The organism is Roseicella aerolata, assembly GCF_020523605.1.
Taxonomy (GTDB): Bacteria; Pseudomonadota; Alphaproteobacteria; order Acetobacterales; family Acetobacteraceae; genus Paracraurococcus; species Paracraurococcus aerolatus.
The window spans coordinates 57,396-72,102 of sequence record NZ_JAJAQI010000018.1; the positions used below are offsets into that span (position 1 = coordinate 57,396).

General features: G+C 72.8%; 14 protein-coding genes. 7 read left to right on the forward strand and 7 right to left on the reverse strand.

Annotated features, from left to right (window positions below):
* The first annotated feature begins 66 nt into the window (after positions 1 to 66).
* The 7 genes from LHA35_RS13365 (at position 67) to LHA35_RS13395 (ending at position 7,171) form a co-directional block, all read left to right on the forward strand.
* The gene (locus LHA35_RS13365; protein ID WP_226608773.1) at positions 67 to 1,062 is read left to right on the forward strand and encodes a Bug family tripartite tricarboxylate transporter substrate binding protein; all 996 of its coding nucleotides are present in this window, start codon (positions 67 to 69) and stop codon (positions 1,060 to 1,062) included.
* Positions 1,063 to 1,198: 136 nt separating this feature from the next.
* The gene (locus LHA35_RS13370; RefSeq protein WP_226608774.1) at positions 1,199 to 2,233 is read left to right on the forward strand and encodes an SAM-dependent methyltransferase; all 1,035 of its coding nucleotides are present in this window, start codon (positions 1,199 to 1,201) and stop codon (positions 2,231 to 2,233) included.
* Positions 2,234 to 2,561: 328 nt separating this feature from the next.
* Complete coding sequence (locus LHA35_RS13375; protein ID WP_226608775.1) at positions 2,562 to 3,419, forward strand: 2OG-Fe(II) oxygenase; 858 nt, start codon at positions 2,562 to 2,564, stop codon at positions 3,417 to 3,419.
* Between the two features lie 10 nt (positions 3,420 to 3,429).
* A complete protein-coding gene (locus LHA35_RS13380; RefSeq protein WP_226608776.1) occupies positions 3,430 to 4,017 on the forward strand; it encodes a hypothetical protein in 588 nt (195 codons plus the stop codon).
* Between the two features lie 335 nt (positions 4,018 to 4,352).
* Positions 4,353 to 5,222, forward strand: coding sequence for a metallophosphoesterase family protein (locus LHA35_RS13385; protein WP_226608777.1), 870 nt, complete (start codon positions 4,353 to 4,355; stop codon positions 5,220 to 5,222).
* 53 nt (positions 5,223 to 5,275) lie between these two features.
* The gene (locus LHA35_RS13390; RefSeq protein ID WP_226608778.1) at positions 5,276 to 6,154 is read left to right on the forward strand and encodes an alpha/beta fold hydrolase; all 879 of its coding nucleotides are present in this window, start codon (positions 5,276 to 5,278) and stop codon (positions 6,152 to 6,154) included.
* Positions 6,155 to 6,202: 48 nt separating this feature from the next.
* The gene (locus LHA35_RS13395; RefSeq protein WP_226608779.1) at positions 6,203 to 7,171 is read left to right on the forward strand and encodes a Bug family tripartite tricarboxylate transporter substrate binding protein; all 969 of its coding nucleotides are present in this window, start codon (positions 6,203 to 6,205) and stop codon (positions 7,169 to 7,171) included.
* 172 nt (positions 7,172 to 7,343) lie between these two features.
* Here LHA35_RS13395 and LHA35_RS13400 read toward each other — a convergent pair whose 3' ends face one another.
* Genes LHA35_RS13400 through LHA35_RS13430 form a run of 7 tightly spaced genes read right to left on the reverse strand, consistent with a single transcriptional unit; the run spans position 7,344 to position 14,707 of the window.
* On the reverse strand, positions 7,344 to 8,330 hold the full coding sequence (locus LHA35_RS13400; protein ID WP_338050873.1) for a calcium/sodium antiporter: 987 nt from the start codon (positions 8,328 to 8,330) through the stop codon (positions 7,344 to 7,346).
* 3 nt (positions 8,331 to 8,333) lie between these two features.
* Positions 8,334 to 9,389, reverse strand: a complete 1,056-nt coding sequence (locus LHA35_RS13405; RefSeq protein ID WP_226608780.1) for a GNAT family N-acetyltransferase — start codon at positions 9,387 to 9,389, stop codon at positions 8,334 to 8,336.
* The gene (locus tag LHA35_RS13410; RefSeq protein ID WP_226608781.1) at positions 9,386 to 10,588 is read right to left on the reverse strand and encodes a pyridoxal phosphate-dependent aminotransferase; all 1,203 of its coding nucleotides are present in this window, start codon (positions 10,586 to 10,588) and stop codon (positions 9,386 to 9,388) included. Before LHA35_RS13410 ends, LHA35_RS13405 begins: the two co-directional genes overlap by 4 nt.
* A 12-nt stretch (positions 10,589 to 10,600) precedes the next feature.
* The gene (locus LHA35_RS13415) at positions 10,601 to 11,803 is read right to left on the reverse strand and encodes a pyridoxal phosphate-dependent aminotransferase (RefSeq protein ID WP_226608782.1); all 1,203 of its coding nucleotides are present in this window, start codon (positions 11,801 to 11,803) and stop codon (positions 10,601 to 10,603) included.
* A 56-nt stretch (positions 11,804 to 11,859) separates the two neighbouring features.
* Positions 11,860 to 12,669 carry an ABC transporter permease gene (locus LHA35_RS13420; RefSeq protein WP_226608783.1) on the reverse strand — a complete coding sequence of 270 codons (810 nt, stop codon included), beginning with the start codon at positions 12,667 to 12,669 and terminating at the stop codon, positions 11,860 to 11,862.
* A complete protein-coding gene (locus tag LHA35_RS13425) occupies positions 12,669 to 13,583 on the reverse strand; it encodes an ABC transporter permease (RefSeq protein ID WP_226608784.1) in 915 nt (304 codons plus the stop codon). Before LHA35_RS13425 ends, LHA35_RS13420 begins: the two co-directional genes overlap by 1 nt.
* The gene (locus tag LHA35_RS13430; RefSeq protein WP_226608785.1) at positions 13,583 to 14,707 is read right to left on the reverse strand and encodes an ABC transporter ATP-binding protein; all 1,125 of its coding nucleotides are present in this window, start codon (positions 14,705 to 14,707) and stop codon (positions 13,583 to 13,585) included. The genes LHA35_RS13425 and LHA35_RS13430 overlap by 1 nt, the downstream gene beginning before the upstream one ends.

The window sequence follows — 14,707 nt, forward strand, 5'->3', positions numbered from 1 at the left end:
GCGCCGCCCGAGCGGCGGCATGCGGCGGCCCTGGACGGCGGCAGGGATGGGTGCGGAGCGAAGGTGATGCTGGGACGGCGCGGGGTTGGGCTGGGGATCGGGGCGGCGGCGCTGGCCGGCGCGCCGCGGGCGCGGGCCCAAGGGCAAGCCGCGGGGCAGGCGCCTTCCTGGCCGGAACGGCCGCTGCGCTGGATCGTCGGCTATCCGCCGGGCGGCGCCAGCGACGTCTTCGCCCGCCTGATCGGCGGCCATATCGGCACGCGCCTCGGGCAGAGCGTGGTGGTGGAGAACCGTCCCGGCGGCGGCGCGGTGGTGGCCAGCGAGGCGGTCGCCCGCAGCGCGCCGGACGGCTACACCCTGATGCATGTCGACAACGGCATCCTGGTCTACAACCCGGCGCTCTACAGCCGGCTGCCCTATGACCCGGACCGGGACTTCCGGGGTGTTGGCTTCATCGGCCGCTTCCCGCTCTTCCTGGTGGTGCGGCCGGACAGCCCGGCGAGGGATTTCGCCGACTTCGTCGCGCAGTCGAAGACCAGGGCGCCGAATTACGGCTCGCCCGCCGTCGCCTCCCCGCACCACCTGGCGATGGAGATGGTCAAGCGCCGCACGGGGCTGGAGGCGACGCACGTCCCCTATCGCGGCGGTCCGGCCGCCATGCAGGACCTGCTGGCCGGCAATGTGGACAGCGTCGTCATCGACTGCGCGACCGGCATCCCCTTCATCACCGGCGGCCGGGTGAAGACGCTCTGCTGCTTCTCCGAGTCGCGCAGCCCGCGCGCGCCGGAGGTGCCGACGCTGCGCGAGCTGGGCTTCCCCAATGCCATCGCCTATGGCTGGCAGGGGATGAGCGTGCCGGCCGCGGTGCCGGCGCCGATCGTCGCCCGGCTGGCGGAGGCGCTGAAGGCCGCCGTCGGGGCGGAGGACGTGCAGGCGCGCTTCCGCGACCTCGGGATCGAGAGCGCGCCCTGGAGCCCGGCGGAGTTCCAGGACTTCGTGCGGCGCGAGAATGCCGAGTGGCGCCCGCTGATCCGCGAACTGGGGATCCGGCTGGACAGCTGAGCCGCCCGGTTGCCGCAGGGCACGGCCCGCAGGCGTGACGCGGCCGACAGGAGGCAGGCGGGGCGGGAGCGCCCCGGCCGCTGCATTGAGTCACGCTTCATTGAGTTGGAAGGATGGTTGAGGCACATCCCACCCCATGCCTCTCCGTCTCCTCCGCTCCCTCCTCCGCGCCCGGCGCCGCGGCAGGCTGACGCCGCCCGCCGAATGGCTGCGGCTGCAGAACCGCGAATCGGACATGCTGCGCTGGACGGTGAAGGTGCTGGGCGCCGACCTGGTCCAGCGCCACTACGCCACCGGCCTGGCCGGGCCGCAGGTCCGGCTGCCCGAGGCGCCCGCCCGCGTCCGCCTGACCAGCCGCACCTGCCGGCAGGCGGATATCGAGAGCCCCTGGCTCCGCCACTGGTGCCGGGCGCTCGGCACCACGCCCTTCTACCACCGCAAGCTCTGGGAAGATTGCTTCATCCTGCAGGTGCTGTGGGAGGCCGGGATACTGGAGCCCGGGCGCCGCGCCCTCGGCTTCGCGGTGGGGCAGGAGCCGCTGCCGGCCATCCTCGCCTCCCGCGGCGTGGAAGTGCTGGCGACCGACATCGCCGCCGAGGACGCCCGGGCCCGGGACTGGATCGCCACCGGCCAGCACGGCGCCAGCACGGACAAGCTGTTCCGCCCGCATCTCTCGGACCGCGCGAGCTTCGACCGGCTGGTCGCCTTCCGCAGCGCCGACATGGCCGCCCTGCCGGAGGAATTGCTGGATGGCAGCCGGGACATCGTCTGGTCCGCCTGCTCGATGGAGCATCTCGGCTCGCATGAGCGCGGCCTCGCCTTCGTCGAGGCGGCGATGCGCTGCCTCAGGCCGGGCGGCATCGCGGTGCACACCACGGAACTCAACCTCGATGCGGAGGGGGAGACGCTCGGTCAGGGCAATACCGTACTGTACCAGCTTCGCCACCTGGAGGCGCTCTCGGCCCGGCTCGCCGCGCTCGGCCACACCATGCTGCCGCTCGCCCACCAGCACCCGCCGGGGATCATGGACCAGTTCGTGGACGTGCCGCCCTATGAGGAAGGGCGGGTGCCGCTCGGCCCTCTCTCGCCGCCGCATCTCCGGCTCTCGATCTCGGGCTATCCTTGTACCTCGGTCGGGATCGTGGTGATCGCAGGGCAGGCGAAGCCGTAACTTTTCCACAATCATATGGTTCTATGCGGCAATCCTCGCCCAGGGACTCCGGGATTGCCGGCCATGCTGCAGCGCCTTCTCGACCGCTTCCGCCACTGGCTCCACTACCGGCCCGAGCGCCGCTACATGCGTGGGCGGTAGGCCAGACCGGCGCCGCCGCAACCGCGGAAGGCACGCCTCCGTGAAGATGCCGTAAGACCCCCGTCAGAAGCGGGACAGCAAAGTCACATTCGGCACTGCTGCTGCCCCTTCAATGGAGCGTGTAACGCGCCCGCCCAGGTCCCGCGCTAGATGCTGCGCCAGGGAACTTCCCAAGGGGATATTGGGCATGGTTGCGATGGCTGCGGCGCTGCCGGCAGGGACCGGGGCGATGGTCGGGAATTTCGACGCGACTGTCGCACGCATGGTCCCCTTCGCTCGCCTGGTCGCGGAGCGGGAGGCCTTGCGGGCCCGGTTCCAGGCGGGCACGCCCTATCCCAACCTGGTCATGGACGGTTTTTTCCAGGAAGACGTGCTGGACCGCATCGCCGCGGAATTCCCGAAGGAGACGCCGCGCGACTGGGTCGGCTACGACACCAGGAACGAGATCAAGCGCACCTCCCGCGGCCTGATCGGCGTGCCGCCCTTCGCCCAGGCCTTCCTCTGGCAGCTCTGTTCCGAGCCTTTCCTGGAGGTCCTCCGCGACATCACCGGGATCGAGGACCTGGTCGCCGACCCGCTCTTCCATGGCGGCGGGCTGCATGAGAGCTTCCGCGGCGGCTGGCTCAACATTCATGCCGACTGGACCCAGCACCCGCATCTACCGCTGGTGCGGCGGCTGAACCTGATCATCTACCTGAACCGGGACTGGGACCCGGCCTGGGGCGGCGGCCTGGAGCTCTGGAGCGACAAGGAGGGCGGGCGCAAGACGGTCATTGAGCCGTTCTTCAACCGCGCCGCGCTCTTCCCGACCGAGGAGACGCTGCACGGCTTCCCCGACCCGATGACCTGCCCCGCCGACCGCTCCCGCAGATCGATCTCGGTCTTCTACTGGGCGCCGGATCCGGGCGCGATCGAGCGCGGCGCGCCGATCACCTTCCTGCCCGGCAAGAAGGTGACCCGTGCCAAGGCCTTCGCGCGGTCCCTGGTGCCGCCCATCGCCTTCCAGATGCGGGACCTCGCGCGCTCCCTCCTCCGTCGCGCCTGAGCGGCCGGCCATGTGGTGGCTCGAGCAGCTCCGGACCCGGGTGGCGGCCTGGCCCGTGCTGACACGCGATGCGGGGGCGGCCGCCCTCGTGCTCGCGGGCATCGCGCTCGCGCAGCTGCTGATCCTCGCCAGCCTGCCGGTCGAGATATTCCTGGCGGCGCCCGGCGTGCTGGCGGCGCTGGTAATCTTCGGGCGGAAGAGCACGCTCTTCGCCGCGCTGCTGACGGCGGCGGCGGTCGCCGTCGCGCTCGACCCGGCGGCGCGCGTGGCGGTCTGGAACCTGCCCGCCATCTCGACCGCCGCACTCGCCCTGGGCTGCCTGGCCTTTGCCTTCGGCGTGGCCGGTCTCGCCGCCTCCGCCGCCTCGCGCGCCCGGGCGGCGACACGGGAGAGGCGGGCCAAGGCCCTGATGGATGCCTGCGCGCGCGACGCGGTGTCGCAGATCGAGGCGGCCGGCGCCCGCCTGGCGCGGGCCGAGGCCGAGATCGTCGAGGCGCGGCAGCAATTGGCCCGGGCCAAGGCCGCGGCCCGCAGCAGCGGCACGGCCCCGCCCCACGATCCGCTGGAGGACGCGCTGCGGAGCGAGGGCGGGGTCTGAGACGGCCCTGCATGGATGCCAGCGCATCCATGCGGCCTCAGGCACCGGCTCCGGCGGCTTGGCGACGCGGCATGGGCGCAGACCGGCCTCACGGCCTCGGGCGCCGGTGATGGCTGCAAATCAGGACCTATGCCGGTTGGCATGACTCCTCTTCCGGCGCGCGGCCGAGGCCGGGGGCAGACCTTCCGGCCGTCGCGCGCCGGGATAATTGCCAGATCGGACCACCCCCAGCCGGGGCGCTCGGGCCCGTGCTGGCCGGGGCCGCCGACGGACCCGATGCGGGAATGCCGCCGGCGAGGCGACCATGGCGCGGACGCGGCGTTGCCCCGCCTGCCATGTATCGCATCACCCATCTCTCCGACCTGCATTTCGGCGCCGAACTCCCCGAAGTGGTCGCCGCCCTGGCGGAGGAGCTGAACCGCGCCCCGCCCGACCTCATCGCCATCAGCGGCGACCTGACCATGCGCGCGCGCACCCGCGAATTCCTGGCGGCCCGCGCCTTCCTGGACGGGCTGCGCGCGCCGGTGCTGGCGGTGCCGGGGAACCATGACCTGGTCGCCTACTGGCTGGCGGAGCGCTACCTCGACCCCTATGCGCGCTGGCGCCGCCACATCGCCGCAGAGACGGAACCGGTCTTCCAGGACGACCGGGTCGGTGTGGTCGGGCTGAACACCGCGCGGCGCGCGGGCTGGTACCTCGACTGGTCGCGCGGCCGCGTCAGCAGCGACCGGCTGGCCCGCTGCGAGGCGCGGCTGGCCGCGCTGCCGCCCGGCCTGACCCGCATCGTCGTGGCGCACCATCCCTTCCTGCCGCCGCGTGCGGAACCGACGGCGCGGGCGGTCGGCGGCGCCGGCCGGGCGCTGGCGGCCTTCGCGCGCCAGGGGGTGCGGCTGATCCTCTCCGGCCACCTGCATGTCGGGGATGTGGCGGAGCCGGCGCGGGAGGTCGGGGCGCGGGCCAAGGGCACGGCGGCGACCTCGACCGTGGCGGAGGGGCCGCTCACCGTCGTGCTCTCCGCCACCACCACCTCCCGCCGGCTGCGGGGGGAGCCGAACGCCTTCAACGAGATCCGCATCGCGCCGGACGGCAGGGTGAGCATCTTCGCCCGTGCCTGGGACGGGGCGCGCTGGGCGGCGGTGCCGCCGCAGGCAACGGATGCCACGCCCTCGGTCGCGGTGGCGGCGGACCCGGCCGCCATGCCTTGAACTGGCGCCCCCCGCCGCCCCGGTCCAGGATGGCGCCGGAGGAGGACGCGCCCATGGTCTTCGAGGGATTCACGCTGGAGACGCGCGAGGCGAATGGCCAGGCGGTGCGCCTGCGCCGCGGCGGGGAGGGCCCGCCGCTGCTGCTGCTGCACGGCAACCCGCAGACCCATCTCATGTGGCACAGGGTGGCGCCCGCGCTGGCGAGGCGCTTCACCGTCATCGCGCCCGATATCCGCGGCTATGGCTTCTCCGGCAAGCCGCCGGTCACGCCGGACAGCCGGCACTATGCCAAGCGGGAGATGGCGAAGGATCTGGTCGCGCTGATGCGCGACCTGGGCCATGACCGCTTCCGGATCGTCAGCCATGACCGCGGCGCGCGGGTGGCGCACCGCCTCGCGCTCGACCACCCCGCCCTCGTCGAGAAGCTCTGCGTCATGGACATCATCCCGACGCTCGCGCATTTCGAGCGCACCGACATGGCCTTCGCCATGGGCTACTATCACTGGTTCTTCCTGGCCCAGCCGCATGACCGGCCCGAGCGCATGATCCTGCGGGACACGGAGGACTGGTTCGACCTGCACACCTCGCGCGAGCCGAAGGACAAGGGTTTCTTCCACCCGGAGGCCCGGGCCGACTACCTCGCGGCGCTGCGGCAGCCCGGCACGGTCGCCGCGATCTGCGAGGACTACCGCGCCGCGACCGGCATCGACCTGGAGCATGACCGCGCCAGCCGGGCCGCCGGCGAGAAGGTGCGGTGCCCGCTGCTCGCGCTCTGGGGCAGCAAGGGGGCGATCGCGCGCTGGTACGACGCGCTGGCGATCTGGCGGGAGTATGCGGCGGGCGAGGTGACGGGCGGGCCGGTGAACAGCGGCCACTACCTGGCCGAGGAGGCACCGGAGGAGGTGCTGGCCTGGCTCGACCGCTTCCTCTGAGCCGGGCGCTGCGGCATCCTCCGCTGCAACGAACCCCGGGAGGACTCCATGCCGCATCTCAGCCGCCGCGCGGCGCTCGCCGCCGCGCTCGCCCTGCCCGCCGCGGCGCAGGCGCAGGGCTGGCCGAGCCGCCCCATCACCGTGCTGGTCCCGAACCCGCCCGGCGGCGGCACCGATTTCGCCGCGCGGCTCTACCAGGATGCGCTGGCGCGGCTGCTGGGCGCCCAGGTGGTGGTGGACAACCGTCCGGGCGCGAATGGCAACATCGCCATCCAGGCGGCGGCGCGCTCGGCGCCGGACGGGCACACGCTGCTGCTGCAGTACAACGGCTACCACGGCGGCAATCCGGCGATGATGAAGAACCTCACCTGGGACCCGGTGAGGGACCTGGCGCCGGTCGGCATGGCGACGGTCGCGCCGCATGCCATCCTCATCCCGGCGGAACTGCCGCCGCGGACACTCCGCGAGTTCATGGATTACGTGAAGGCGCGGCCGGGGCAGATCAACTACGCCTCCTCCGGCAACGGCTCCATCCAGCACATCGCCGGCGTGCTGTTCAGCAGGGCGGTCGGCGTGCCGATGGTGCATGTGCCCTATCGCGGCGCGGCGCCGGCGCTGCAGGACGTGGCGGGCGGGCGCATCGAGCTGTTCATCACCACCCCTTCCTCGGCGATCGGCCTGGTGCAGGGCGGCAAGGTGCGGGCGCTGGCCATCGCCAGCGCCGAGCGCATCCAGGCCCTGCCGGAGGTGCCGACCACGGCGGAGGCCGGCATGCCCGATTTCGTGGTGGATGCCTGGTTCGCCTTCTTCGCCCCCGCGGGCACGCCGGCGCCGGTGCTGGAGCGGCTGAACGCCGCGCTGCGGGAGGCGGCGGCGCTGCCGGAGGTGCGCCGCCGGGCGGAGGAAGGCGGCGTGCTGCTGCGGCCGATGACCATCGCGCAGATGGACGAGGTGGCGCGGCGCGAGATCGAGGTGCTGGGCCGCATCATCCGGGAGAACAACATCACCCTGGAATAGAGCGGATCGCGGGCGGGCATGAGCGCCCGGCCAGGCAAATCCGCTTCGCGATCCGCTGCAGGCGCCGTGGCGGCATGGAGGCACCGGTTCATTGCGGTCTCGCAGGCCGCCATCATCCGGCACCGGTCGGAGGTGATCATCGCGGCCTCCTCCCTTGTCCGGCGCGGCAGCCTCAGCCGGGCCACACCGCCCAGAGATAGCCGAGATAGCCGGCGAAGAGCAGCACGCCCTCCCGCCGCCCGACGCGCCAGCCGGTGCGGGCGACCAGCAGCAGCAGCAGCGAGGCGCCGAGCATCACCCAGATATCGAGGGCGAGGATCTCCGCCGGCACCGGGGTCGGCGCGATCAGCGCCGTCGCGCCGCCGATGCCGAGGACATTGTAGATGTTGGACCCGAGGAGGTTGCCGAAGGCGACCTCCCCCTGGCGGCGGAAGGCGGCGACCAGCGAGGTGACCAGTTCCGGCATGGAGGTGCCGATGGCGACGATGGTCAGGCCGATCACCGCCTCCGGGATCGCCAGCACGCGCGCCAGCGCCACCGCGCCGTCCACCAGCAGCCGCCCGCCGAGCACCACCAGCACCAGCCCGCCGAGCGCCAGGCTGAGCGGCAGGGCGAGTCCCGCCGCCTGCGGCACCGCCCCGCGCAGGCCATGCGGGTGCGCGCCCTCGAAGGCCTCGGACTTGGCATAGGCCGCGCCATGGCTGGCGCCCTCCTGCCGCTCCTGCCGCCAGGAGAGCAGGAGGTAGAGGAGGAGGCCGAGCAGGAAGGCCCCGCCCACCGGGCGGCCGAGCTGCGCGGCGAAGCCCGCGCCGGTCAGCGCCAGGGCGGCGAGCAGGCCGATCACGCCATCCCGCGCCAGGGCCCGCGATGCCACGGCGACCGGCGCGACCATGGCCGCCAGGCCGAGGATCAGCAGGATGTTGGCGATGTTGGAGCCGACGATGTTGCCGACCGCGATGCCGGGCGAGCCGGCGAGCGAGGCCTGCAGGCTGGTCACCAGCTCCGGCGTCGAGGTGCCGAAGCCGAGCAGGGTCAGGCCGATCAGCAGGGGCGAGACGCCCAGCCGCTCCGCGACGCGCACCGCGCCGCGCACCAGCAGCTCCCCGCCGAGCGCGAGCAGGACGAGGCCACCGAGGATGCCGGGCAGCGCGTCCATCATGGGCTAGGTCAACCGCTTCCAGAACAGCACCGCCGGGTGGAGCCTGCCCCCCGCATCCAGCGCGTATTCCGGGATGCGGCCGGCCTCCTGCCAGCCGAGCTCGCGGCAGAGCGCCTCGGCGGCGCTGCCCGCCACGGTATCCAGCACGAGCAGGCTGCGCCCGGCCCGCGCCGCCACCGCCTCGGCCTGCAGCATCAGCGCGCGGCCGATGCCCTGCCGCCGCGCGGCGGGATCCACCAGCAGCCTGGCGATGGCGGCGCGGTGGGGCTGGTTCTGCGGCGTGTCGCAATCGACCTGCACCGTGCCCGCCAGCACGCCATCAAGCCAGGCGACGAGCAGCAGCCGGTGGCCGGCCGCGACATCGCTGGCGAGTTTGCGCCAGAAGCCGCGCGCCGCCTCCGGCGCGAGCGGCGGGAGGAAGGAGAGGCTGGCGCCGGCCTGCACGCAGGCGATCAGGATCTCGGCCAGGCGCCGCTCGGCGCTGGCGGCCGCGGCGGCGTCCAGCGCCTCGACCACCAGCCCGCGCAGCGGCTTGGCGTAGCGGAATTCCAGCGATTTCGAGAGGTCGTCGAGGACGCGGATGGCGCCCTGCCGGACATAGGAGCGCTTCTCGTAGAAGCGGTGCGCTTGCTCGAAGCGCGTGTCGCTCCAGAGGACGAGGCGGGCGGCGCCGGCCTCCCGCGCATGCGCCTCCGCCCTCTCCAGCAGCCGGGCGGCGAGGCCGCTGCCGCGCTCGCCGGCCGCGACATACATGCGACAGACTTCCCAGGCCTCGTCGCTGCGCAGCGGCCGGGTGCCGACCATGCCAACAATCCGGCCATCCCGCTCCGCGGTCCAGACCGCGCCACCCTGGCCGGCGAACCAGGTGGCGAGGGCGCGCAGTTCCGGCACTTCGCCATCCACGTCCAGGATGCAGCCGGGGTATTCCGCCCAGCAGGCGCCGATCAGGGCGATGAAGCCCTCGGCATCCGCGTCGCGGGCCGGGCGCAGCAGGGCCTGGCCGGGCGGCGGGGCGTCAGCCCCGCCATGGCCATGCGGACCCGCGCCCGCCCGGGTCACGACAGCTCCCGGCAGAACTCCTGGATGCGGCCGCAGGCCTCGGTCAGGCTCTCGGTATCGGTCGCGTAGGAGATGCGCATATGCGGGGACATGCCATAGGCCGCGCCCTGCACGCAGGCGACGTGCTTCTCCTCCAGCAGCGCGGCGACGAAATCGGTGTCGGTCTCGATCCTGCGGCCGCCCTTCGTCACCTTGCCGAGGCAGCCCGCGAGGTTCGGGAAGACGTAGAAGGCGCCTTCCGGCTTGTGGCAGGTGAGGCCCGGCGCCTCGTTCAGCATGGCGACGACCATGTCGCGGCGCTGCTCATAGATGCGGCGCCGCTCCTCCACCAGTTCCTGCGGCCCGTCCAGCGCGGCGGCGGCGGCCGCCTGGCCGACGGTGGAGACACCCGCCGTCGCCTGACCCTGCATGTTGAACATGCCCTTGATCAGCTTCGCGGGCGCGCCGCCGAAGCCGATGCGCCAGCCGGTCATGGCATAGGTCTTGGAGCAGCCATTGACCGTCAGCGTGCGGTCCTTCAGCCCCGGCGTGACCTGGGCGATGGTGCTGAACCGGTGGCCGTCATAGAGCAGGTGCTCATACATGTCGTCCGACATCACCCAGACCTGCGGGTGGCGCAGCAGCACCTCGCCGATCGCGGCGAGTTCCGCGGGCGTCGGCACCGCGCCGGTCGGGTTGCCGGGAAAGTTCAGCATCACCCATTTGGTGCGCGGGGTGATGGCGGCCTCGATATCCTCCGGCCGCGGCTTGAAGCCGTTGTTCTGCGGGCAGGAGACGGTGACGGGCACGCCGCCCGCCACCTTCGCCATGTCGGCATAGCTCACCCAGAAGGGCGCGGGGATGACCACCTCGTCGCCCGGGTCGAGCGTCGCCATGAAGGCGTTGAAGATCACCTGCTTGCCGCCATTGCCGACGATGATCTCGTCCGGCCCGTAATCCAGGCCGTTGTCCCGCTTGAACTTGCGGGCGATGGCGGCCTTCAGCGCCGGCGTGCCGCCCTGCGGCGGATACTTGGTGTCGCCGGACAGGGCGGCCTGGTAGGCCGCCTCGATGGCGTGGCGCGGCGTCGGGAAGTCGGGCTCGCCATTCGCCAGGCTGATGACGTTGATGCCCTGGGCGCGCATCTCCCGCGCCTTCGCCGTCATGGCGGCGGAGGGCGAGACCTGGACGTTGGACAGGCGCTTGGCGAGCTCCGGCATGGGTCCGACGCCTCAGCGCAGCCCGGCGCAGAAGCGCTGGATGCGCGTGCAGGCGTCCTTCAGCTGCTCGTCGCTGGTCGCGTAGCTGATGCGGAAATAGCCGGGATACAGGAAGGCGGCGCCATGGACGCAGGCGACCCCCTCCTCCTCCAGCAGGGCGATGCAGAAATCCTCGTCCGTCTCGATCCGCTTGCCGCCCTTCGTCACCTTGCCGATGCAGCCCTGCATGGAGGGGAAGACGTAGAAGGCGCCTTCCGGCTTGTGGCAGCGGAGGCCCGGCGCGGCGTTCAGCATCTCTACCACCATGTCGCGGCGGCGCTTGTAGGCCACCTTCATGGTCTCGATGCTGTCCTGCGGCCCCGTCAGGGCCTCGACCGCCGCGGCCTGGCTGATGCTGCTGGTGTTGCTGGTGGACTGGCTCTGCAGCTTGTCCATCTGCTTGATGAGATGCGCGGGCGCGCCGGCATAGCCGATGCGCCAGCCGGTCATCGCATAGGCCTTGGAGCAGCCGTTCATCGTGACCGTGCGGTCGCGCAGCCGCGGCTCCACCTCCAGCACCGTCGCCGGGCGGAAGCCGTCATAGGCCAGCTTGTTGTAGATGTCGTCGGTGAAGACCCAGACATGCGGATGCTTCATCAGCACGTCCGTCAGCTTCTTCAGCTCCTCGGCGGAATAGGCCGCGCCGGTCGGGTTGGACGGGTTGTTGAGCAGGAACCACTTGGTCTTCGGCGTGATCGCGGCCTCGAGCTGCTCCGGCCGCAGCTTGAAGCCCATGTTCTCGTCGCCGCGGACGATCACCGGCGTGCCCTCGGCGAGTTGCACGATGTCCGGGTAGGACACCCAGCAGGGGCTCGGGATGATCACCTCGTCGCCCGCCTGGATGGTGGCGAGGAAGGCGTCGAAGATCACCTGCTTGCCGCCCGTGGCGACCAGGATCTCCTCCGGCTTGTACTCGATGCCGTGGTCGGCCTTGAAGCGCGCGGCCACCGCCTGGCGCAGGGCCGGGGTGCCGGCGACGTCGGTGTAGCGGGTCTCGCCGCGCTGGATGGCGGCGATCGCCGCGTCCTTGACGTTCTGCGGGGTGTCGAAATCCGGCTCGCCCGCGGCCAGGCCGATGACGTCCTTGCCCGCCGCCTTCAGCGCCCGCGCCTTGCTGGTCATGGCGATGGTGAGCGAGGGGGAGATGCGGTCGAGGCGGTCGGCGATCAGCTTCATGGGGGTCCTGCAGGACTGGCGAAGGGCCGCGACCCTACCGCCCGCCCCCTGCCGCTTCAACCCGCGCCGGGGCCGCGGCGGCCATTCCGCCCCAGAATGAGGGCCGCCGCCCCCACCGCCAGCCCGGCCAGGGCCAGGATGACCGTTGCCAGCGCATTGATCTCCGGCGTCAGCCCGATCCGGAGCTGGGAGAAGACCAGCATCGGCAGGGTGGTCCCGGCCGGGCCGGAGACGAAGCTCGCCACCACCACGTCATCGAGGGAGAGGGTGAAGGCCAGCAGCCAGCCCGCGACCAGGGCCGGGGCCATCAGCGGCAGGGTGACGGTGCGGAAGACGGTGAAGGGCCCGGCGCCGAGATCGGCCGCCGCCTCCTCCAGCGCCGGGTCCATCCCCGCCAGCCGCGCCTGCACCACCACCGCGACATAGGCGAGGCCGAGCGTCGCATGCGCCAGCAGCACCGTCGCGGCGCCCCGCCCGACCTGCCAGCCGAGGGCGGCCTCCGCCCAGCCCTGCAGCACCACGAACAGCAGCAGCAGGGAGAGGCCCGTCACCACCTCCGGCAGCACCAGCGGCGCCCCGGCCAGCGCGCCGAATACCGCCCGGCCGCGGAAGGGGCCGTGCCGGGCCAGCACCCAGCCCGCCATGCCGCCCAGCAGCACGGCCAGCGTCGCGGCGCCGGCGGCGATGCGGAGCGAAAGCCAGGCCGCCTCCAGCATTCGCTCATTCGCCGCCAGCGCGGCGAACCAGCGCAGCGAGAACCCGCCCCACTGGAAGGGGATGCGGTCGGCACTGAAGGCGTAACCGACCAGCAGCAGGATCGGCAGCCAGAGGAAGGAGAGCCCGACAGCCAGCCCCACCCGCCGCATCACGGCACCATGTCGAGGCTCTGCCCCGAACTCCGCGAAGGGGGCGAAGCCGCCCTTCGAGACCCCCCGTCATCCTCCAGGCGCTGGAACAGCCGGATCGGGAGGATCAGCAGCGCCAGCAGCGCCACGGCCAGCGCCGCGGCCAGCGGCCAGTCGCGGTTCTGGAAGAACTCGCCCCAGAGGGCGCGGCCGACCAGCAGCGCCTCCGGCGGGCCGAGCAGTTCCGGGATCACGAACTCCCCCGCCGCCGGGATGAAGACCAGCAGGAACGCCGCCGCCGCCCCGGGCAGGGAGAGCGGCAGGGTGACGGTGCGGAACACCACCCAGGGCGTGGCGCCGAGATCGGCCGCCGCCTCCTCGACCGAAAGGTCGCGCCGCAGCAGCGTCGCGGTCAGCGGCAGCACGGCGAAGGGCAGGTAGGCATGCACCATGCCGAGATAGAGCGCGGCATCGCTGTAGAGCAGCGGCACCGGCGCCTCCGTCAGCCCCAGCCCCATCAGCACGCCATTCACCCAGCCGCCATCGCGCAGCAGCCCGATCCAGGCGCCGAGGCGGGGCAGGAAGCCGGTCCAGAAGGGCAGCAGCACCAGGGCCAGCAGCGGCACCCGCCACCCCTCCCGCGCGGAGGCGATGCCAAGCGCCATGGGATAGGCGAGCAGCAGGCAGATGGCGGCGGAGAGGAAGGCAACGACCAGGGAACGCAGGAAGGCGGCGGCATAGTACCAGTCCTCCGCCAGGGTCAGCAGGTTGGCGAAGCTGCCCTGCCAGCCCGCCTCCAACGAGACCGGCGGCAGGAAGGGCGGCACGCCCGGCGCGGGCTCGGAGAGCGCGATGCCGGCCAGGATCGCCACCGGCGCCGCCACCAGCAGCAGCAGCCAGAGGAAGGGCGGCAGCAGGATCAGGGCGCGGCGCATCAGTCCGCCAGCGGCGCCAGGGCCTCGGGCGCCCAGGCCAGGGAGAGGGCCTCGCCCGGCGCCGGCGGCGCGGCCTCGGACGGCAGCGCCACCCGCCATTCCGTCCCGTCCGGCAGCGCCACCACCGCCATCCACCCATCGCCGCGATAGGCCAGGTCCTTCAGCCGCGCCGCGATGCCGTTCTCCGCCGGCGGCGCGCCGGCCACCAGCCGGATGCGCTCCGGCCGCAGCGCGACGCTGATCGCCTCGCCGGGGCCGCGGCCGGGCGGCACGGCCAGACGCAGCCGGCAGCCCGCGGCGCAGTCCACCGCCCCGTCCGGCCCCAGCCGGCCTTCCAGGATGTTCGCCGCGCCGAGGAATTCCGCCACATACCGCGTCGCCGGCCGGTCATAGAGGGCGCGCGGCGGCCCGATCTGCGCCAGCCGCCCCCGCTCCAGCACCGCCACCCGGTCGGCCAGCGCCAGCGCCTCCGCCTGGTCATGCGTCACCATGACGAAGCCGGCGCCGGTCGCGCGCTGCAGGGCGCGCAGCTCGAAGCCGGTGCGTTCGCGCAGGGACGCATCCAGCGCCCCCAGCGGCTCGTCCAGCAGCAGCAAAGGCGGGCGCTTCACCAGGCTGCGGACCAGGGCCACGCGCTGCCGCTGGCCGCCGGAGAGCTGCGCGGGCCTGCGCCCCTCGAACCCCGTCAGCCCGACCATCGCCAGGGCCTCCGCGACGCGCTGGGCGATCTCCGGCTTCGCCACCCCGTCGCGGCGCAGGCCATAGGCGACATTGTCGAAGACCGAGAGATGCGGGAAGAGCGCGTAGCTCTGGAACACCATGCTGACCGGGCGGGCATGCGGCGGCAGGGGGGCGATGTCCCGCCCCTGCAGCAGCAGGCGGCCGGCATCGGCGGCCTCGAACCCCGCGATGATGCGCAGCAGGGTGGACTTGCCGGAGCCGCTGCCGCCGAGCAGCGCCAGGAATTCCCCCGGCGCCACGTCCAGGCTCAGCGCATCCAGCGCGAGGGTCGCGCCGAAGCGCTTGGTCACGCCCGCGAGGCGCAGCAGCGGCCCGGCCGGGGCGCCAGCGGCCCCGATGACCGAAGGACCGGCCGGCGCGAAGGCCCGAATCGCCGTCGCCAA